General features: G+C 38.0%; 23 protein-coding genes. All 23 read right to left on the bottom strand.

The annotated features are described in order from the left end of the window. Positions 1 to 9: 9 nt before the first annotated feature. Entirely contained in the window at positions 10 to 1,008 is a 999-nt protein-coding gene (locus tag AM629_RS05385; RefSeq protein ID WP_054476841.1) for a hypothetical protein, read from the bottom strand. Then, complete coding sequence (locus AM629_RS05380) at positions 1,008 to 1,391, bottom strand: hypothetical protein (RefSeq protein ID WP_072161816.1); 384 nt, start codon at positions 1,389 to 1,391, stop codon at positions 1,008 to 1,010. The genes AM629_RS05385 and AM629_RS05380 overlap by 1 nt, the downstream gene beginning before the upstream one ends. Next, positions 1,388 to 2,179, bottom strand: coding sequence for an OmpA family protein (locus AM629_RS05375; protein ID WP_200905752.1), 792 nt, complete (start codon positions 2,177 to 2,179; stop codon positions 1,388 to 1,390). Before AM629_RS05375 ends, AM629_RS05380 begins: the two co-directional genes overlap by 4 nt. After that, positions 2,166 to 3,206 (bottom strand): EscU/YscU/HrcU family type III secretion system export apparatus switch protein, encoded by a 1,041-nt coding sequence (locus tag AM629_RS05370; protein ID WP_054476840.1) that lies wholly within the window; start codon positions 3,204 to 3,206, stop codon positions 2,166 to 2,168. The genes AM629_RS05375 and AM629_RS05370 overlap by 14 nt, the downstream gene beginning before the upstream one ends. Positions 3,207 to 3,221: 15 nt before the next feature. Beyond that, positions 3,222 to 5,111, bottom strand: a complete 1,890-nt coding sequence (locus AM629_RS05365; protein ID WP_054476838.1) for an FHIPEP family type III secretion protein — start codon at positions 5,109 to 5,111, stop codon at positions 3,222 to 3,224. After that, positions 5,104 to 5,709 carry a hypothetical protein gene (locus AM629_RS05360; protein WP_072161815.1) on the bottom strand — a complete coding sequence of 202 codons (606 nt, stop codon included), beginning with the start codon at positions 5,707 to 5,709 and terminating at the stop codon, positions 5,104 to 5,106. Before AM629_RS05360 ends, AM629_RS05365 begins: the two co-directional genes overlap by 8 nt. A 108-nt stretch (positions 5,710 to 5,817) precedes the next feature. Beyond that, complete coding sequence (locus AM629_RS05355; RefSeq protein WP_054476835.1) at positions 5,818 to 7,851, bottom strand: hypothetical protein; 2,034 nt, start codon at positions 7,849 to 7,851, stop codon at positions 5,818 to 5,820. A 1-nt stretch (position 7,852) separates the two neighbouring features. After that, positions 7,853 to 8,143: a hypothetical protein gene (locus AM629_RS05350; RefSeq protein WP_054476833.1), complete on the bottom strand. Its 291-nt coding sequence runs from the start codon at positions 8,141 to 8,143 to the stop codon at positions 7,853 to 7,855. After that, entirely contained in the window at positions 8,144 to 8,713 is a 570-nt protein-coding gene (locus AM629_RS05345) for a hypothetical protein (protein ID WP_054476831.1), read from the bottom strand. Next, on the bottom strand, positions 8,714 to 9,142 hold the full coding sequence (locus AM629_RS05340; RefSeq protein WP_036773133.1) for a hypothetical protein: 429 nt from the start codon (positions 9,140 to 9,142) through the stop codon (positions 8,714 to 8,716). It lies immediately after the preceding gene. Beyond that, positions 9,135 to 9,692 carry a hypothetical protein gene (locus AM629_RS05335; protein WP_054476829.1) on the bottom strand — a complete coding sequence of 186 codons (558 nt, stop codon included), beginning with the start codon at positions 9,690 to 9,692 and terminating at the stop codon, positions 9,135 to 9,137. The genes AM629_RS05340 and AM629_RS05335 overlap by 8 nt, the downstream gene beginning before the upstream one ends. Before the next feature lie 40 nt (positions 9,693 to 9,732). Further along, a complete protein-coding gene (locus AM629_RS05330) occupies positions 9,733 to 10,467 on the bottom strand; it encodes a hypothetical protein (protein ID WP_054476826.1) in 735 nt (244 codons plus the stop codon). 14 nt (positions 10,468 to 10,481) lie between these two features. Beyond that, positions 10,482 to 11,525, bottom strand: a complete 1,044-nt coding sequence (locus AM629_RS05325; RefSeq protein WP_054476824.1) for a VspD — start codon at positions 11,523 to 11,525, stop codon at positions 10,482 to 10,484. A gap of 103 nt (positions 11,526 to 11,628) precedes the next feature. Further along, a complete protein-coding gene (locus AM629_RS05320) occupies positions 11,629 to 12,747 on the bottom strand; it encodes a hypothetical protein (protein WP_235525403.1) in 1,119 nt (372 codons plus the stop codon). 542 nt (positions 12,748 to 13,289) lie between these two features. Next, positions 13,290 to 14,375 (bottom strand): hypothetical protein, encoded by a 1,086-nt coding sequence (locus AM629_RS05315; protein WP_235525402.1) that lies wholly within the window; start codon positions 14,373 to 14,375, stop codon positions 13,290 to 13,292. Positions 14,376 to 14,477: 102 nt separating this feature from the next. After that, the gene (locus tag AM629_RS05310) at positions 14,478 to 14,984 is read right to left on the bottom strand and encodes a hypothetical protein (RefSeq protein WP_054476818.1); all 507 of its coding nucleotides are present in this window, start codon (positions 14,982 to 14,984) and stop codon (positions 14,478 to 14,480) included. An 18-nt stretch (positions 14,985 to 15,002) separates the two neighbouring features. After that, entirely contained in the window at positions 15,003 to 15,470 is a 468-nt protein-coding gene (locus AM629_RS05305) for a hypothetical protein (RefSeq protein WP_054476816.1), read from the bottom strand. Next, a complete protein-coding gene (locus AM629_RS05300) occupies positions 15,457 to 16,014 on the bottom strand; it encodes a type III secretion protein (protein ID WP_083451877.1) in 558 nt (185 codons plus the stop codon). Before AM629_RS05300 ends, AM629_RS05305 begins: the two co-directional genes overlap by 14 nt. Then, positions 16,014 to 16,271, bottom strand: coding sequence for a hypothetical protein (locus AM629_RS05295; RefSeq protein WP_054476814.1), 258 nt, complete (start codon positions 16,269 to 16,271; stop codon positions 16,014 to 16,016). The genes AM629_RS05300 and AM629_RS05295 overlap by 1 nt, the downstream gene beginning before the upstream one ends. Positions 16,272 to 16,508: 237 nt before the next feature. Then, positions 16,509 to 17,045, bottom strand: a complete 537-nt coding sequence (locus tag AM629_RS05290; RefSeq protein ID WP_054476812.1) for a winged helix-turn-helix domain-containing protein — start codon at positions 17,043 to 17,045, stop codon at positions 16,509 to 16,511. A gap of 643 nt (positions 17,046 to 17,688) precedes the next feature. Further along, complete coding sequence (locus AM629_RS05285; RefSeq protein ID WP_072161814.1) at positions 17,689 to 18,075, bottom strand: hypothetical protein; 387 nt, start codon at positions 18,073 to 18,075, stop codon at positions 17,689 to 17,691. Positions 18,076 to 18,105: 30 nt separating this feature from the next. Continuing rightward, positions 18,106 to 18,339, bottom strand: coding sequence for a flagellar biosynthetic protein FliQ (locus AM629_RS05280; RefSeq protein ID WP_015835584.1), 234 nt, complete (start codon positions 18,337 to 18,339; stop codon positions 18,106 to 18,108). Then, entirely contained in the window at positions 18,326 to 19,846 is a 1,521-nt protein-coding gene (locus tag AM629_RS05275; RefSeq protein WP_054476808.1) for a hypothetical protein, read from the bottom strand. The genes AM629_RS05280 and AM629_RS05275 overlap by 14 nt, the downstream gene beginning before the upstream one ends. Positions 19,847 to 19,854 lie beyond the last annotated feature (8 nt).

Raw genomic sequence — 19,854 nt, 5'->3', positions numbered from 1 at the left:
AGTTACCTATTATCTATGAATGAAATAAATCTTACTTTTGTTATCTTTCTTAAAAATAATCTTTTCTTCAGAAATTGAATCAATTACCCCAAACCCCGGTACATTGCTCCCTTCCCAATAACGCACTTGTTGATCATATATATATCCGCCTCCCTGAGTTGAAAAAAATACTGAATAAGGGAAGTCTTGTGCATCAATTATTTGACTATCATCATAATTTGATTTCAATTGAGAAAGTTCAGAGTTATATCCTTTAGATTTTAACAATTGGCTTGCTTTGGCAAGGTCATTCACTAACCAGACATCATCTTTACGTACAAAAGTTATCCCGTATTCGCCAAATAATTGCATTATCAGCATTTCCTTTTCAGGAAAATCAACCCGAATTTGCGTGTAATTCTCTTTATCTATCAGCTGATAAGAGAGTGGTTTACCACTGCTATTAGAGACAACTCCAACATTCAGATGTGCAGCTGCCGGATAATTATCACTCTGAATAACTTTAGTTTGATTTTGCCAGCCATCAGGGAGTTGCTGTTTTATTTTCTGATCAAATACATAAAGTTTTCCATCTTTTATATATCCACTGCCCACCTTATTGAAATACTCACCAATGTTTTTTTCCTGCTGATGTTGGATAAGAAACAATACCACGATCAATACAAACAAACTCAATAAAAAGGTCATTGACCCTAATGTACCATAGCGCATAAAATAGAAACGCTTAAGCTTTGGGTTACGATTGCCCTGGGAAAAAACGAAAAACCTCAAACCTGAAATTGAATAAATAACATTTTCTTTTAATTTTATTGTTCTTTTTTTCCACCCATTTAAATAAAGCCCTTTTTCTTCAAGTTTTATAACAAGATTTACATTACCAGAAAGATATTCTGGAACGCTCAACGTGTTATTATCCGTGACTTCCTGTTCACCGGTTAGCAATAACCTTGGTTCAATAGGCAATGTCAATCCATTCAAATACCCCTCTGTGAATTCAATCAACCACATTATATCAACTTCTCTTTCATCAAATTCCGAACAAGTTCAACCGTTTCATTAAGATAGTCATGCAACTGATTGGTGTGCTCCGGTATTAGAAAACTTCTAACTAAAAAATAGCCTGTATTATTAATTAAGGCAATGTAACTATCTAACATCAAATGGAAATTACCATTCAATTCGAGAGCTTTCACAGGCTCCAAAGAGGCTTTACTTAATGATACAAGCAAAATCAAATGCCCCGGCAACCCGGCATGTGTTCCATCTTCAATCCTACACTCTATCTCACCATACATTCCCACTAATGCTTGATTGCCATCAAAATTTATACCTGAAGCTTTCACTGACTGAATGAAATCACGCATTAAGAAGATAAATTTTCGATTATTCATGGTGCTAACCTCACCTCAATCATAAAACGACGCTGCTGTACGCGTTGTAATGCTGTACTTTCACTGTTCTCGACACTGCCTCGTATCAAAATCGGAATATCTCGCAGACCTTCCTCAATCAAGAATTGACGAACAGATTCAGCTCTCTTATTGGCTAATACTTTGTTCATCGGATAATTTCCTGATGAATCCGCGATACCGTAAATAGTCATTTCAGAGACGGGTATTGATGACAATTCTTTCAATACTACCAGTAACGTAGCTTTACCTTTACTGGTCAACTGTGATTCATTAACCGGAAATAATTCTGAAAAAATAAGATGAACCAATTTACTACCACCAAATTGAGTAGAAACGGCTAAACTCTTATTCCCATTATCACTACCAAACTGAACAGTCACATCTGAACGCTTATTCCAACTTTCATCACTGAAAGGTTGAAGATTTTTTCTTTTAACAAAGTGAGGATCACTTAAATAAGACTTTCCACAATTAGAAATCTCATCAAAACCATAGGTACTGAGGTTTGCAATATAAAATCTAGATGGTTTCATTGCTTCTTGCACCTCAACACAGGCTCTTTGATGTGGAGAACCATCAGTGTATTCTGGCGGCTGTCTCACCCAGAACCGTAAATTATCAACATCGTCAACATTAGTGTAAACCAAATTATATATGTCTTGTTTCCAGTCCATATCCAAGAATAAATTGCCATCCTTGATTTTACTGCTGCAAGCACTAATGCTCATTACGCCGAAGAATAGCCATATGCACTTAATTTTTAACAAAACTTTTTTTCCTATTTAATGCAACAATAATCAACGCAATATCGCGATAGAATTCTTTATCAATATAATTCTCCCCACGCTTCATCTTATGCAAAATTTTTCTAGCTAATGGCTTATCCTCAATAATTGGCACCCCTAACGACTCGTAATAACTCCTTTTTCCCAATGCCATATCATTAGTATAAATACTCAATACAATAGGAGCCTGATCAATTTCCGGTTCATAACAAATTGGCACTAAAATATGCGTTGGATTTGCTAATGCAAAAGTTGGACGCCGGCCTTTTGTCATAGGTTCATTCATTAATTCACGCATTTTATGTCGTCTTTCCATTTTTATCAGCGGTGAACCTTCTGTATCCTTCATTTCATTTTTCATTTCTGTCATCGTCATACGATTCTTTTTTTGAAACCGATAGGATTCAAATAAAAAGTCCACCGCACCGACACAAATGCCATAGATAACCATCAGAAGAGAGGCTCCCCCTATATAGTATACTAAGTCATACACAAAAAATGACGGGTTACTGACTTTATGTAATTTATTTAATTCAACGCCATAAGTATCGAAAACATACTTAAGTAGAAAAATCAAAAACACAAGTTCCAGCACTTTTCTAAATGAATTGATAATAGCATCAAAACCTAACGTATTTTTAAATCCATTAACCGGATTAATCTTATCAAGATTAAAACCAATCCCTTTCGTATTCAACACAACCTTATTAATCACCACCCAATTAACTATAAAAAAGATAAATTTCGCTATGGCAAAAAGTACCATAATAACAGTCAAAGATACCAGAACAGAGTCAAAACCAGAGGATAAATCCGCATAGACAATAAATTCAACCCAATAATTGAAATCACTGAACAATAACACAATAAAAATAGATATTGATATAAAGAATAGAATAATAGCAAAAGTAGGCTCTGCCAATTCCGTTTTCGGGAACTGCCCTTTCTTTCTCAAATCTCGCAACTTTTTTGCTGTAGGCGGATATTTTTTAGGTTCTGTTGATTCCACTATTACACCCTATTATCACGGAATTGTAACCTGAAGCATTTCAGTATCTTTAATGAGGTTGGAATTAGTAATGTCACTATAACTACAAACCGCAAGTGAAGAGACGACCTGATGCATAAAGGATTTCACAAAATTAACTTCTGCATCACTGACTACCAATACAGGTTTAACTTTATTTTTTTCAGTTAACCGACAAATTTCATCTCGCAAAGACTGTCTCACTGACATCAGCATATCTACATTTTCCTCCTGACCACTCACAAAAGACTCCATCAGTTCAGTTAATTCAGCAGGTAATATCGCAGCAAAAATCACACCATCTTGATTGACTAAACGAGAAGTAATTTCATAGCGAGCTTGGGTACGTATTCTCATAAGCCAATTTTTGGGTTCACTATCCAGCCTTGACCAATAGATCAATGATTCAAAAAAACTAATAGAATCTAAATAAAATTCAGGGCAATTGATCATCTGTTTAATAACATCATGTACTCGATTTATACCTATAGCAGAATCAATTTCCTTCTTCATGACTTCGCTTGCTTTAGATAAATCATCAATGATATTACTTGTAAATTGAATATTATATTTCTCAATTAACCGCTTACGTAAGAAATAACTAATAATGACTGTCAAATTATTGGTTATTTCTGATGAATGAATGAATATCTCATCCCCCAGAATGTCGTCAACACCAATAGCCTTATTTTGTACAAATGAATATAATTTAATCCCTAATACACTCACCTCAATATCACTTTCTAAATGAGGATCGACTACCACACAGGGTTTCCCCATGCTCTGTCCCCAGAGCAGATTCTCAATTCCAACCACACCATCATAGATAATATATTGATGTTTACTATCTTTAAGACGAAAAGTTAGGGATTCGAACAGTCCACTTCCCTCGCCGTCCAAAATTTTAACCGTCGTGTGAAATTGCCCTCGCCGAAGAAAAAATGCGATTGCAAGACAAACAATAGAGATTGGAATACACACATACATTAAGTCAGTGTTGAGCATCCCCAAAAACATCATGATCAAGCCAATGAGCGCCAGGTTTTTCCAAAATGCGCCAATCTGAGTTGTCAGTTGCCCCATGAAAGAGCTAGACTTTTCATCTACCCCTTTAATTCTCGTCAGGTACACCCCACAGGCTACCGATAATAATAAACTTGGAATTTGTGAAACCAAACCATCGCCGATAGTTAATATCGAAAACCGCTGAACGCTCTCAGAAACAGAAAGATCAAATTGATTAATCCCAACATAAATACCGCCAAACAAGTTCACGAGGCTGATCAATATCCCAGCTATCGCATCCCCTTTAATAAACTTCATTGCGCCTTCCAGTGAGCCAAACAGTTTATTTTCTGTGCTCAACTCTGCTCGCAATGCCTGCGCCTGCTCCCCGGTAATCATATTGTTTTTGAGATCGCCATCAATCGTCATCTGACGTCCCGGCATCGCATCAAGAGAAAAACGAGCCCCTACTTCAGCGACCCTCTCCCCGCCTTTTGTCACCACCAGAAACTGAACAATGGTAATGATGACGAAAATAATCAAACCAGAGAGCAAACCAGCCCCCATGACAAAATGGCCTATAATTTCAATGACCATTCCTACTTCATCATTTGCAAGAATATTTCTAGTTGTAGCAATCGATAATAATAGTCGAAAAGTTGTCAGTAACAGCACCACCGTAGGAAGAAAAGTGACTTTTAATGGTTTGTCATTCTCCAACATAATAACCAGCAGCATTACCGAGATAATAAAACTGGACAGAACAAAGATATCAATAACAAATCCTGGGAGTGGTAACAATATTACAGCCGGTAATAATAAGGCAATAATAACGCTACTTGGCTTTAACCAACCAGAAAACTCCCCAAACTGCTTAATCATCAGATATATTCTCTAAACAAGATTTAAGTTCAGATAATAATTCTTGCGTGTTAATACTCACCATACAGTCGTCATTTTCAATAGTTAATGTGGTCCCGTTATCACTGTAAGATTTGACAATCACCAATGACTTCTCTACGTCATTTAATTCAGCATGTAGCGCATCACTCAAATAGCCAATCAGACTATCACTTTGATTCATTTTTATCAGTCTGTTGCGAATAGCTGATGCCATGCTATTCCTGGCATCAGCAATAGCTTCACTCAGTCTTTTTTCCTGTGCATCGAGCAGTTTATTCAACTGCTCTTCTGCCTTTTCAAACCATTGCTGCTGTGAAAGAGTTAATTGATGAATGGCTGACGCTTGTAAATGGCTAATATGTTCATTTAACTCCCGCTCTTTATCCTCTATCATTTGAATTGTTTGCTGTTCAATAAGTTTCTGAAACTCCTGAACCTGCTCTTCAATGGCCATCAGCAATGCATGAGCATCACTATAAATGCGAACATGCGATTTCTTAATAATACTCGAGTGATGATCACGCTTAAATACAAGCAGGGGAATCGCCTTATATGATGATTCTATTTCAATAAACAAAATACTATCCAGTGGTAACTCTTAATAAAGAATCAACAATAAACTTTACTCTCCCCTGCACACAATGGAAACAACGTGAAATATCATGAACAGGCAAAGCGAAACATATCATTCATGTGAAAAATTAAGCTGTTTCATCCTGAATGGAGATACCACCCGAGCCTCACCTTTTTGATTCCAAATATTCAAGTTCACCGGCTTGTCCATCCCAATATTATCCCGATGTGATTGGGAAAATAATTTCACTTTCTCAGGATCTAATCCTTGAGTCCTCACCCTATCAGTATAATTATTCCCTTGATCGGAAATAATTGCCGGCTCTGCTACTCCCGCTCCAGTATTAGTAACGTTGACGTTATTCCTCACGCCGCGGGTATGATTATCACCCCGCCCGGATATCGCCCCCTGCGAAGTTTTCATCCCGTAATCCGCCTTCACGGTCGGCCACCGTTGTTTCTCAGCCGCCGCCGCAGTTCCCGGCGCCGGGCTGGCAACCTGAGGGGGTTGTTCTGTCGCTGGCGCGTTATTCCTCACTCCGGCGGTATAATTATCACCCCGCCCGGATATCGCCCCCTGCGAAGTTTTCACCCCATAATACGCCTTCACTGGCGGCCAGTGTTTTTGTTTCTCAGCCACCGCCGCAATTCCCGGCGCCGGGCTGGCAACCTGAGGGGCTTGTTCCGGCGCTGGCGCGTTATGCCTCACGCCGCGGGTATGATTATCACCCCGCCCGGATATTGCCCCCTGCGAAGTTTTCACCCCGTAATCCACCTTCACTGGCGGCCTCTGTCGTTTCTCAACCTCCGCCGTAGTCCCCGGTGTTGGGCTGGCAACCTGAGGGGTTTGTTCCGGCGCTGGCGCGTTATGCCTCACGCCGCGGGTATGATTATCACCCCGCCCGGATACCGCCCCCTGCGAAGTTTTCACCCCGTAATCCACCTTCACTGGCGGCCATTGTTTTTGTTTCTCAGCCGCCGCCGTAGTCCCCGGTGTTGGGCTGGCAACCTGAGGGGTTTGTTCCGTCGCTGGCGCGTTATGCCTCACGCCGCGGGTATGATTATCGCCCCGCCCGGATACCGCCCTCTGCGAAGTTTTCACTCCGTAATCCACCTTCACTGGCGGCCACGGTTGTTTCTCAACCTCCGCCGTAGTCCCCGGTGTTGGGCTGGCAACCTGAGGGATTCGTTCTGTCGCTGGCACAGATTCCGCCGTCAACGGCACTACTTCACCTATATAGAGTTTCATCCCATTTTCAAGATGAATCATTCGCTGCGCTACAGCCACCATGTCCGAAGAATTTATGATATTTTCTGAATTCGGCAATTCCTGCAATTGATCAGTAAAGTCCACTTGATCAATTTCATTTTCGTGTTCAACGTATTTAATAACCGGAACATCTTTGAACTTTTCTTTTAATTGATCAATAAGCGTGGGTTGATGCTTATCATTATTTTTATCTTCAGAGCGAGCTTTCTCATCAATCATGTCTTGATCAATACGTTCAGATTTTTCACCCTCGCTTTCTGGATTATCTATTTTTACTTCTTCTGAATGATCAGTTTCAGAAATATCAGGTCGCTGAGCTTCTTCATCAACAACAGGCACTGACCAACGACGTGCTGACCTATTAGGGGAGTGAAAGTCTGGCTCATTCAACGGCTCCCGTGGTTTATCTATATCCGATTTATTCTCATTATTTCCTTGAGGATTACCTAGTAAATACTGGGAACCCCCATACATCGCCATAGCAGAAGCATTACCAAACAACACCACAAATGCCGTAGGTAACAAACTGATTCCTGCGGTAAATGGAGCCAAAGCAATTCCAATAACAGAAGCGAGAGTTAAGGTCCCTACATGAGCTATGGCTTTACTCTTATTACTGATTGAATTGGATGTTCTCAATTTTGCTTGTTTCTTTGTTTTTGCTGTTGTTTCTTTATCTGCTAACGGCAACAAAGGTGACTCTACATGCACAGCAGACGGCAGCTCATTATGCGCATGTATTCTTTGGCTGCTGCCTCCTGTAATAATTGAATTTATGACACCCACTTGAGATATTTCAGATTCAACTACTGGAGAAGCGGTATTGATATTATTATTACCTGAGGTAACAGATATTCTTATTCCAGATCCTGACATATTAAAATCTCATAATTTGTAAAATGTGAATGACCATATTTATCAGCTCTTTTTCTTGATAATTATTTTCAGAAATAACAGCCGTTAAATACCCATCTACACGAATCATCATGCTATCAAATGTCTTATCGATGTTTGCCAACGCCTCCATGATCTCTTCAGTATTAACAATATGTACCAACTGGAAAAAAGGAAGAATCGGAAAAAGCAAATAATCCTGAAAAAACTCAATCACTTGCTCTTCATTATTTTCCAGGCGCAGCAAAAAAGATTCAATATGGTCTTTCGTCATTTATTTATCACATAATAAAACAAGATCTTCATTACTTAAATCACGAATCTCTTGCGTTTCCAGTAATGTTTCAAACAAAATCACATCCAGAGACAACTTCAATGTTCCTGGCCAGGAACGTTTTCGCCCTCGGAGATATTCCGAATCAATCTTCAAGTAGTTTAAATCACACAGGATTGAGTAGTATTCATCGTGTATTTTAGCCTTAGCAGAGACTAAAATAGACTGCTGCTCCCGTTCACTCTTACTGATATAACGCTCAAACTGAATGCCATACTTTCCCATATGATGAGTAAAAATATACTCAAGATAAGAGGGGGAGAATAGTTTAGTATCTACATTAAGTATTCGCCGTGCCTCTAAACAGGATAGGTAAAACTCGCCACTTATTCCTACATGTTCAATACGTAGAAGAAAAACATCCTGTTCTAAATCATCTGTATTATGTAAGCCATTAAAATCGATAGATAAGTCTTCATTATCAAAGCGTTTACCTGCTACCCGATTAAATTGTTTAAAAAAAGCACCATCTAATTCAAGCAAAGGTAAAAAATTTTCCTTCTCTTCCATTTAAACACTCCCTCGGTTTTTCGATAGTAAAGCCAAGACGTTTTGACTCATTGAAAAATCCTCATCATCAATCCAGTCCCGGAGTGTTTTTGGCATACTGCAAACAAAATTATATAATAAATTATAAACTTCCATAGAGGATTTTTCCCTGAAATCCTCTGACTGAACCAAACTCAAGATAAATGAAATATTATGAAATTTATTATCAAAAATCCCTTCAATAATGGCTAAGTTTACCATTTCATCAGAGTAATCACGCAGCAGGGAAAACCACTCAATAGTCGCGGCCTTATCAAGAAAAATGTCTGGGTTTGACAATCCATTCCAGCTTAATCGTTTTGATTTATTCTTAAGCATTTCATAAGGGTCCAGACGTAAACTGCTGGTATTAGAATGTCTGATTTTCTTCGAAGGTATTTTTTTATTCATTAACACCTCTTTGCTTTAATTTAACTTTATGCTTTTCGTAACAACGGCATAAATTTAATAGCGTCATCAAATCAGATATGACATTGTCTCTTGCTAAAAGATTTTGAATAAGTTCAGCATCCACCTCGAGTAAATCATCAGTATTCATCTCTAATTTCTCAAGATACACACTTAATTTTTCATAAACATCTTTGGGGTATAAATAGCGAGAATGATATGCTGATTGAACAACAAAGAGCGTAGCATCATCCAGCTCTTCTGGTTCAGGTAACTGATCAACGTAGCCATGCCAGTCACTAATTGCTCTAAGAAGATCCCCATTAACTCGTCTGGCAAAATCGCGCTGATTTCTTCGCGTTGATTGAACAGACCTAATTCGGAATAACTTAGGTCTTTTTTTAACCAGTCGCTCAGCGGATTTGATATCACGAACTCGGCGAATCTTACCCTTATCATTAAGTTTATGTTCAGTCGCTCGGCTTGGAGATTCAGGCGATGAAATAGCCCTAATTCCCCTAAACTGTGAAAAAGAAGTTGGTAATATCGCCATATACTGATAGTGCGAGCGACAAGCGCTCGCTCCTCCTCAATTAACGGTTAGTAACCAAAGCTGCACCCTGAATAGCTTCCATCATCTTTAGCAATTGCACCAATTCATTACCTAAACTCTCAATGAATTGCGTCAGTTGCTCGTCAAATTTCTGCTTCGTCTCTTTTGATGCCTGATTTTCCTCATCATGTCGCACATTATCCGCATGTAAGAACTCAACCCCATCAGAGCCAATCTTATTGGACATTTGAGTTAAGTTAGTAACATTATTATATTTAGCCGTTCTGGCTTGCTGTAATGTTGCGGAAATGTCATTACGCTGTTGTGCCGAAAGATCAGAAACTTTGCCCTCCGGCAAATGTTTATCTTTTACTGTCTTAAACTTGCTGGTTTGGTAGGCAGATGCGGTTTGTATCGTCATGGAAACAAGAGATATAGCCATATTAATACCAAATTTAACCTGCGCAGTTTCCTTTTTGTTTTGTGCCAGAGCAATGCCCAGTTCCAACGTGGACATCGCTTCATCAATTCGATTGAACAGCAACTGTGAACGCAACTCTTTTGATGAATCGATTATCATACCGATCAGTTTCATTAGCTGGCCCATGCTAACAGTCCCCGATTCAACCTGTTGATTTAGAGACTTAGCCAGAGGCTCAATATTCGCCATTTTTGCGCTAATTACCTGTAATTCCTTATTCTCTACCCCGGTCTTAAGTTGGTCTTCGAACGGAGATGTCATAGCGGATACAGCACTGAATTGAATGTTTGACATATCTCATTTCCTTTTTACAAATGTATACTAAGCATCTTTTGATTAAACTCACGTTCATCACTCTTGATTTTGAAAAGAGATTCAAACGATTTCGTCAATGCTTTCATCGCCGTACTTAACATAATTTGAAGTTGCTGAAAGCGGGCTTCCATCTCTTCTTGTTCAGCCTTACTAACCTCAAGATCTTTCATTACTGAAGCTGATTTGATGGCATAACCACTTCCGACCACAGAAACAACATCGGATGAAGCAGATGTTACCTGACCAATTCTCGCTGCTGCCAATTTACCACCTTTGGCAAGCTCTTGTATTTTCGCAAATAAAGGTTCCAGCAACTTTAGTGCCTTATTAATAATATTCTGCGCTTTTCCTGCAATCGTGTTGAACGCTTTAAAGGATTTCAGCACATTCATGGCTTTTTCAACCAGTTCTACGGCTTTAGCCGTCGTACTGGCGATAGTTTTACTCGCAGAAGCTAAGATATTGCCTGGGTTAAAACTCAACACTGCCCCCACGATGCCAATGATCACTTCTAATGAGACGTTTACCCAATTGCGAATTTTTTCATCAACACCGCAAGCCTCAAGAATTTTATCTACAACCTTAGGCACGACGATTGCAGCGACCATAGTACCGATCATCACTGCGGCCATAACCGGATTAAACGGGGCTATGACAATAGCAGCAATAAAGCCAAGGGCCATTCCAAGCTTGCCCCAAAAACCTTTTTTCTTCTCGGCCGCTGCCTGCTCTTCCAATTTCTGCATACGCTCATTCAATTGTGCGATTTGTGCATCCTTTAATGTTGCAATCAACGCCTTCTTAGCTTCTGAATTTTCTTTCGCTGTGCCAGACATTCCATTAGCCAATGTCTTAGCCGCCTCAGCAATCATTCGCCACAACGCATTCTCCGATAGTGTGCTGCCTGGCAGAGGCTGTGATGGAGAAGCTGATGGTTGCAAACCTTTTTGCCCTGATTTTTGCAGCTCAAGCTGCTGCTCTTTATTTTCTTCCGTGCGGATATATCCGACATCAGAAATAACATTGATGCTAGTCATTTAACCTCCATACGGGCCTGGTAAATGGAGTTCGTTTAACCAAAAGAACGTGAACTCCGTAACACTGAGAATAAATCTCAGAAGTGATATTTTTAATTTCTCATCAGATATTACGAGCTATTGCTAACTGCTCATCCTTGCAGATCTGAAACCAATATTTGAGTGTTTGCTGAATCATTTTCACCTGATCACCAATACGGTTAATTTCTTCTAATTCATCTTCCGATAGCTCTCTACCAGGGAAATTACTATATAAATTAACCAAATCATTAAGATCTATACCGCTACCAAGCCAATCAAGACGACCGTCTGGCAACATCCGCCAGGTTGTATTTGCTTCAAGCCAGTTTAAAGAAGCGCTGGAATACTTGACGTCTTTATCATCTAATTCAAATTTATCTTTAACGAATTTATCCACGTCTTCCAGACTGCCAGTCAATATCAGTTCAACTTCTTCCTTGCTCATACTTTGATTCTCAAGCAAAGAACTTAAAAGAAACAATCTAAGCATAGGGCTTATTACTGTGGCAGAAGTAGGATCGTTAATATTTATATTTCCTCCGCCCTTGTTAAGCCACCACCCATATTCATCTTTCCACCCTTTAATAATCTGATCGGATATGGCTTTTCCCCCACCGGCCTTCCCCAGCTCTTGCATAACTTGATCGAGAAATGAGCCAGAAGGAATCTGGCCATTTTTCATGATGCCGTCATAAAGTTTAACCACCACAGCGCCAAGCTTTTCTGGGCTATTCCATGCTTCCTCATGCAGTGAATGACTACCACTACCTGTACTTTCCAATATATGACTAATATCTACTTTATTCTGCTCGTACCAACTTTCTAACCCATACTCTTGTGGATTACACATAATCTCAAGTAATGCCAGCTGGAATAAATCTTCCAGATCAGTTGGATGAACCCCATCGGCTTTTATATTGTCAAACATCAACATTAAGCTGGATCTAAACATTTCTACGCCACCATTAGTCCACCCTTGTATGCGTTCTAATTTTTGCGCATAAATCTCAATACTATTAGCTAGTGCCAGAGCAATTGCCTGTTCAGCATTGATGCCCAACATTGCCAATACAACCTGTTTTTGCTGTGTGGCTATCATTGCCAGCACCGATGCATTGGCGTCATTGGGCATTGTCGCTAAACGCTGGTCAATCTTTTCATGTTGGATTTCAGAACCTTCTATAATTTTTATGTTATTCATGGCCAACTGCTTTTGGCCTTTAGCATCGTCATTATGATCAAAGGGAACTATTTCATTTGACGCCCTACTAGAAGGATACAAAGTGTGAATCATTGATATTTTCCTATTAGTCTACTCTCTGATTCTCTGATACTTAATTTGATAAAAATCACAATAAAACAATTTAAACTCTTTGATTTAAAAATAAAACCCGAGCATGCATTTAACGTGTGATAAAATATATATACCTGTTATCTTTCAAATTGCCTCTTTGTTGGCTGCACTCACTCACCCCAGTCACATAGTTATCTATGCTCCTGGGGATTCGCTCCCTTGCCGTCGCGATGCATCTTGAAATCTATTGGGTATATAAAAACCACAACCAGCTACTGGTTGAATAGATCTTCGAAATATTCATCACACTTCATCTATTTCTTAATTCTCATTTTTATAAATATCAGCATTAAATTATCATCATAAAACGACGCTATCAAATGTGGTGTTGAATAATAGCACCCTGTCATGTTTTAGAAAGTCTAAGCATTCATCTGTTTAATTTTTTATCAAATATTACGAGCTATTGCTAATTGCTCATCCTTGCAGATCTGAAGCCAATATTTGAGTGTTTGTTGAATCATTTTCACCTGATCACCAATACGGTTAATTTCTTCTAATTCATCTTCCGATAACTCTCTACCAGGGAATTCGCTATATAATTTTTTCAGCTCTTTAATTTCGATTCCATCACCTATCCAATCGATCTGGTCGGTATTATGTTTATCTTGCATCTGCCAATTAGCATGATCAATAAGCCACTGCAATGATGCACTCTTATATTTACCCTCTTGCCCATCAAATTCTGAAGCAACGAATGCATCTATTTCGTCCACAGATCCCGTTAGAATAAGCTCAACAGATTCCTTGCTCATTTCTTTATTTTCCAGCAATGAACTCAAGAGAAACAGTCTGAGCATAGGGCTGATTTCTGTAGCGCTTCCAGGCTTACCTCGATTAACCCACCATCCATAATCATCCTTCCATCCACTGACGATCTGATTGGATATTGCTTGTCCCCCACCGGCCTTCTCCAGCTCTTGCATAATTTGACCGAGAAATGAGTCAGGAGGAATATTGCCATTACTCATGATGCTGTCATAAAGTTTAACCACCACAGCGCCAAGCTTTTCTGGGGAGTTCCAATTCGTCTCATGCAAGGAATGGCTGCCACTACCTGTACTTTCCAATATATGGCTAATATCTACTTTATTCTGCTCGTACCAACTTTCCAGCCCATACTCTTGTGGATTACACATGATCTCGAGTAACGCCAGCTGGAATAAATCCTCCAGATCAGTTGGCTGAATCCCATCAGCTTTTTTATTTTCAAACATCAACATTAAGCAGGATCTAAACATTTCTACGCCGCCATTAGTCCATCCTTGTATGAACTCTAATTTTTGCGCGTAAATCTCAATACTGCTAGCTAATGCCAGAGCAATTGCCTGTTCAGCATTGACGCCTAGCATTGCCAGTACAACCTGTTTTTGCTGTGTGGCTATCATTGCTAGCACCGATGCATTGGCATCATTAGGCATTGTCACCAAACTCTGGTCAATCTTTTCAAGTTGGTTTTCAGAGCGTTTTATCACTAAAAGCTCCTGACCTTCAGAACCATCATCCTGAGATAAGGGAGCTATTTCAATAGGCGATCTGCTCAGCGTATTTAAGATGTTAATCAAAATATTTATCTCTCAAGTATCAATATAGGGCTTAAGCTGCCGCTGTAAAAATTGATAACGTTTGCAATAAAAATCACTTAAATTCTCTGGTTTAACAATATAAAATACAGCGCTAGAATTTGCGTACTCTTTTAATTTATAGTGACACAATGCAATATTTATCAATACTTCATCTAAATCACAGGTTGGATATGTTTTCAACACACTTAATAAATCCAACGCTTTTCTAAACTCTTCTTTTTCTAAATAGATAGAGGCAAGGCTACCAGGCCCCCGATGATCATAGGGACTAAGAACTGAATAGGATAAAAATACTGCCTCTGCTTCCTTTAGCTGCATATTAGCATAAAACTTAACGCCTAAATTGTATATTGATTTAAGTTGATTTATTGTGATTTTATTTGATTTTGCTAATGTCGCAAGTTCTCTCTCTATCCTTTTTCCATCAAGAGAATCCAAAAAAACCTCAAAATCATCACTTGCATCATTATCTTTTTTTACATTTAACTGATGATTCATATAAGTATCTCTTTCTCTTTATTTAACATTATTTTCAATCATCCCAAAAATAAGAGATTTTAAATATTCAGGACGCCCCACTATAACCCGCCCCTCTGGTAACTTAACACCCAGTCTTAAGGACCAAACAATTGCCTGACGCCGATTAACCGCCGCTAATACGATAAGACCAAGCTCTTGCGAAGTATAACCTCCAGGTATTTCTCTGAAAAAAGCCGCCTCAGACCACAAATAATAATTCTGCGACAGTTTTTTTCTATAACCTAACCAATCCAACCCAGTATAATTTAACCTCGCTCTCTGATATTGAGCCACGAGTGAAAGTAACTCAATGACCTTAGACACTCTGGTTCTGGACGAAGAAAACCACATAACAATTTCTTCATCACTTAACTCAGTAATAATGTTAAATGCTTCCTCATTCAAAAAACCCTTTACCAAATAGTAATGAAGAATTTTATAGTAATGTCTTTTAGATTTTTTCATCAACTATCGATTGTACTAAATATTCAACGGTTAGAATATCTCGTTCAGAAACAATGCCTTTCAAGAATTTTTCTATACTACTTCTACTGGTAGCATCTAATTCTTTAATACTAATGATAAGAACGGAGACTCTTTTACTTTCACTACCCGAAACCATCACATTAGAGCGTAATACATCAGGTATGACATTCAGCTTATTGTATATCTCTCTCCCTTCTAACAGATTACTTTTAATATTTTCTAACTTGCTTAAACTTGCAAACTTTGATTCCAACAAATCATTAAGATCCTCCGTCTGAAAGTAAAAATTGAACCTTGATAGTAGGGTCCTTGCTTCCATAACGTGAGTCTCATTAACGAAAATAGAATAACCATTTTTTGTTGAAACCAAGTCGGCGTTAATCTGAGATTGATTCAATAATACTAATACTTTATTCGCAATATCTGCCGATTCAAACATAGCAATAGAGACTCCATTGCTATCATGGCATCCTACTAACAAAAAAAAGAGAAAACCACGAATCACATTTCTCAAACGTATCATCACTGAGCCTTCATAACATCATTAACAGCTGTTGCAGATTTAGAGGCTACCTTTGTTACCATTTCCTGATACATCGAAAACTGGAACACAGCTTGCTGAAGCGCGAAAGTGTCCGTAACTGTTATATGCCCTCCACTCGCATTAACTTCGTTCAAAACATCAAATATCTCTTTAAAACCTTCACCTACATTATTATAAGTTTTTTCAAAAACAGTCGCCTGCTCGTTCCGTATACTCGCAATCTCAAAATCATTCATCTTTAACTCATTATCCTCTGTCTGACAACACAACCATACTTACCACCAAAGTACCAGCCTGAAACTGCTTGTATAGTGAATTTTTCAGAATTCATCTTGATTCAAAAATTTGAATTTACCAAGTAGTCTACATATATCACTCATGAATTTAACATTTCCCAGCCAAATAATTTCGATTTATTAGGCACTTATTCTATTGAAGGATAAGGACTGTATTATTACAAAACCACTGTAATCTCAGCGCTGACTAATAAATGTGATTAATCCTGTCGTTATCACTGATGAAAATAAGGATGAAAGAATAACGATATATACTAGATTTAAAAATGACTTACTAACCGCAGGAAAAATGCTACTTTGAAGGCTCAGTTCATCAGAAACAGCATCTATTTTTTTATCTTGACGACTAAAAGATAAGCTAACTTCTTTAGGTAACAAATTTTCTTTAATACACCAATTATCAAGTTTTTCATCAATGATAAAAATATATCCTTCTTTTGGTATAGTTTTTATTTCACAAGTCAAATCATCAAATCCAGATAACGCTTTCCGAAGATTAGAAACAGCCTTAGTCAACGACGTTTCATTAACAATCACTGCTCCCCACACTGATTCATGGATCTGTGTCTTATTAATCACTTCATTTGGATTTTTACAGAATAACTCTAACAGGCTTGCTTCCCTACTTCCTAACGTTATTTCCTGAACTGTAGATGAAATATTACATGTTAAGCTGTTAAAAAATACATTCCGGCCAATAACATAATCTTTCATTTTATAACGCCTCTAAAATTCACACCAAATGTCTGGCTAATCAATATAATAAGGAGCTCAAACAAATCTCAGCAATAAGATCTTCCCTCCCAATGGGAGCAGATGACGTTCGTCTCCCCAAGCCTTCTACACAACGATACTATTCAACTAACCTCATCAAGCAGCACTTTATTTCACATACCATCATATTCAGCCATAAGTACCTTGAAGAAAGGAAGTTGCATTGAAAATCACATAAAATATAGTTTTTTATTTCAAAAAAAATAAAACATATAGATTTATATTACAAAACCGGCAGATAATTCAGCTTTATATCGAAGTCTCAGAAAATGCGACATCTCTACTTAGTCATAGCCATAACCAAAATATTTTTCCTTTTTATCATTTGACATTTGAATGTGGTTGCACTCAAAACCACAAAATTTAGCATGGAAAAACTGTACTAACGGTAGAGTTCACAGTCCGTCAAATAACCCGCCAAAAGGCAGGTTACCTATTATTTTCTTGTTGTTACTGGCCAGTTGTTATCGAGATAATTCACCATTATTAAAACTGTCTTTTTAATAAAACCTTCCACCATCTCAATTCACTAACATTCATGTTAATTCAGGGGTGAATAAATTAATCAATTTTAACTTTTACTTCACCCATTAATGATTTCATAGACAATATTAAAGGATACTAATTTATCTAACAATTTATCATCTAAATTTTTACTTTCCACATCCAGATGAGTGAGTACAACAAGTTTTTTCTGTTTCACATTCATATGTAACTCCTCATCTGCTATAAAAACCTCCATAACTTGTGATGATTTCATTTGTAGAACCCGAAAATCTTTAATTGGTATTTCTATAAAAATTAGTAATGTAAAATCATCGTCATAGGTTATATATATCTCTGCCCCGCCGTTTAGTTCAATACAAACAGGTTTATTGCCATCAAGCCGTGACAACATCACCGCATCCAAACCTAACTTCTCAATTAAAACTCTGGAAATAATATTTCTAAAATTTTTCAACGTAATCATCCTTATAAATTTACTTTTGTTAATAACAAATTACAAAACACTAAATAATAATTGAAACTGTTCGTACACATCTTTCCCTGCATGGGTTAAAAGAATGAAAAGCACAATCAACTTTGCAGTTAATGGCAACCCTGGATCTTGTACACTGAATATAGTTTGTAACAGACCAACAGACACACCAGTAATAACAAACCAGATAGAAAATATGAAAACTCCATCTTTCAAAATACTCAAACACAATGCCGCAACATCAAGAGCAGTCATCCTCGCCTCCCTCATTGAACCATGCTTTTTCTCCAGTTATTTTAAATAAATAGCGCATACCTTTAAAGAAAACACGATAATTACGAGCCACCGGGTTGCGATAAAATGCATCAGCAGGTGAATTTTTCAGATTAGCTAAATAGGTATATTTTATACTTTCATTTAGTAATGAATTTTGAATCCAACCAGTACTATTGTCGAAATTAGAAATATTCGAATACAATGAATTAGATTTATAGACAGTATTTTTAAACATAGGGCCAACACTAACTTCTACAGCAGAAAATCTTGCTCCAACAACCGCCCTATCGCAATGGTTAAAATCCTGAGTACCCTTTATTTGATTATTCTTTGGAACGTATGAATTCACTATCCTTTCTGGCGACACCATAGATAGATACTGCAATCCCTGCTGGAACTTATAGGGTAATGATAATGGATTCTCTTTTACTATGTCGGAGAAAATATGAATGTATTGAGAAACATCTTCTGTCTGGAAATCTTCCTGCTGAATTTGAGTGTTATATGGCAAGGCTTCATTGCACTTACCCAATCTAGCCTTATCACTTAACCCCTGCGGTGAAAGTTTCCCCTCCATGCCCACTTTATTATTAGTTGGTGCTCTGTCAGCATTAAACCGTAAATTAGATTTTGTCTGGAAACCTTCCCGCTGAACTCGATTATTACCTGGCAAGGTTTTATTATATTGACCCAATCTAGCCTTATCACTTAACCCCTGCGGTGAAAGTTTCCCCTCCATACCCACTTTATTATTAGTTGGTGCTCTGTCAGCATTAAACCGTAAATTAGATTCTGTCTGGAAACCTTCCCGCTGAACTCGATTATTACCTGGCAAGGTTTTATTATATTGACCCAATCTAGCCTTATCACTTAACCCCTGCGGTGAAAGTTTCCCCTCCATACCCACTTTATTATTAGTTGGTGCTCTGTCAGCATTAAACCGTAAATTAGATTCTGTCTGGAAACCTTCCCGCTGAACTCGATTATTACCTGGCAAGGTTTTATTATATTTACCCAATCTAGCCTTATCACTTAACCCCTGCGGTGAAAGTTTCCCCTCCATGCTCACTTTATTATTAGTTAGTGCTCTGTCAGCATTAAACCGTAAATTAGATTCTGTTGGCTGGAAACCTTCACGCACTCGAGTACTGCCTAGCAAGGCTTTATTATATTGACCCAATCTAGCCTTATCACTTAATCCTTGCAGTGAAAGTTCCCCCCCTATACTTACGTTATCATTAGTTAGCGCTCTGTCAGCATTAAACTGTAAATTAGATGAGGCTTGGAAAGATGAAAAACAAAGATTATCCGGTTCTTTTTTTTTCACCTTCCTTTTTTTATCTTTATGAATCGATGACATTCGTTTCATCTCTTTAACAAATTTAACATCATTCATTGTTTCTTTAAGAACACTTTTAAAACCCTGATCTGCATCATCAGAATTCAAAGACTCAGGCTCATCTATACTGATTAATTCTAGTTTCATTCCCGCCT

The organism is Photorhabdus heterorhabditis (genome assembly GCF_001280945.1).
GTDB lineage: Bacteria > Pseudomonadota > Gammaproteobacteria > Enterobacterales > Enterobacteriaceae > Photorhabdus > Photorhabdus heterorhabditis.
The sequence above is the reverse complement of the archived record's forward strand: the minus strand, read 5'-3'. Positions and strand labels throughout refer to the sequence as shown.

Coding starts and splice junctions, on each gene's coding strand:
- AM629_RS05385 (WP_054476841.1), bottom strand. CDS start 1,008: ATGTGGTTGATTGAATTCACAGAGGGGTATTTGAATGGATTGACATTG.
- AM629_RS05380 (WP_072161816.1), bottom strand. CDS start 1,391: ATGAATAATCGAAAATTTATCTTCTTAATGCGTGATTTCATTCAGTCA.
- AM629_RS05365 (WP_054476838.1), bottom strand. CDS start 5,111: ATGATTAAGCAGTTTGGGGAGTTTTCTGGTTGGTTAAAGCCAAGTAGC.
- AM629_RS05355 (WP_054476835.1), bottom strand. CDS start 7,851: ATGTCAGGATCTGGAATAAGAATATCTGTTACCTCAGGTAATAATAAT.
- AM629_RS05350 (WP_054476833.1), bottom strand. CDS start 8,143: ATGACGAAAGACCATATTGAATCTTTTTTGCTGCGCCTGGAAAATAAT.
- AM629_RS05345 (WP_054476831.1), bottom strand. CDS start 8,713: ATGGAAGAGAAGGAAAATTTTTTACCTTTGCTTGAATTAGATGGTGCT.
- AM629_RS05340 (WP_036773133.1), bottom strand. CDS start 9,142: ATGAATAAAAAAATACCTTCGAAGAAAATCAGACATTCTAATACCAGC.
- AM629_RS05335 (WP_054476829.1), bottom strand. CDS start 9,692: ATGGCGATATTACCAACTTCTTTTTCACAGTTTAGGGGAATTAGGGCT.
- AM629_RS05330 (WP_054476826.1), bottom strand. CDS start 10,467: ATGTCAAACATTCAATTCAGTGCTGTATCCGCTATGACATCTCCGTTC.
- AM629_RS05325 (WP_054476824.1), bottom strand. CDS start 11,525: ATGACTAGCATCAATGTTATTTCTGATGTCGGATATATCCGCACGGAA.
- AM629_RS05320 (WP_235525403.1), bottom strand. CDS start 12,747: ATGAATAACATAAAAATTATAGAAGGTTCTGAAATCCAACATGAAAAG.
- AM629_RS05310 (WP_054476818.1), bottom strand. CDS start 14,984: ATGAATCATCAGTTAAATGTAAAAAAAGATAATGATGCAAGTGATGAT.
- AM629_RS05305 (WP_054476816.1), bottom strand. CDS start 15,470: ATGAAAAAATCTAAAAGACATTACTATAAAATTCTTCATTACTATTTG.
- AM629_RS05300 (WP_083451877.1), bottom strand. CDS start 16,014: ATGATACGTTTGAGAAATGTGATTCGTGGTTTTCTCTTTTTTTTGTTA.
- AM629_RS05295 (WP_054476814.1), bottom strand. CDS start 16,271: ATGAATGATTTTGAGATTGCGAGTATACGGAACGAGCAGGCGACTGTT.
- AM629_RS05290 (WP_054476812.1), bottom strand. CDS start 17,045: ATGAAAGATTATGTTATTGGCCGGAATGTATTTTTTAACAGCTTAACA.
- AM629_RS05285 (WP_072161814.1), bottom strand. CDS start 18,075: ATGATTACGTTGAAAAATTTTAGAAATATTATTTCCAGAGTTTTAATT.
- AM629_RS05280 (WP_015835584.1), bottom strand. CDS start 18,339: ATGACTGCTCTTGATGTTGCGGCATTGTGTTTGAGTATTTTGAAAGAT.
- AM629_RS05275 (WP_054476808.1), bottom strand. CDS start 19,846: ATGAAACTAGAATTAATCAGTATAGATGAGCCTGAGTCTTTGAATTCT.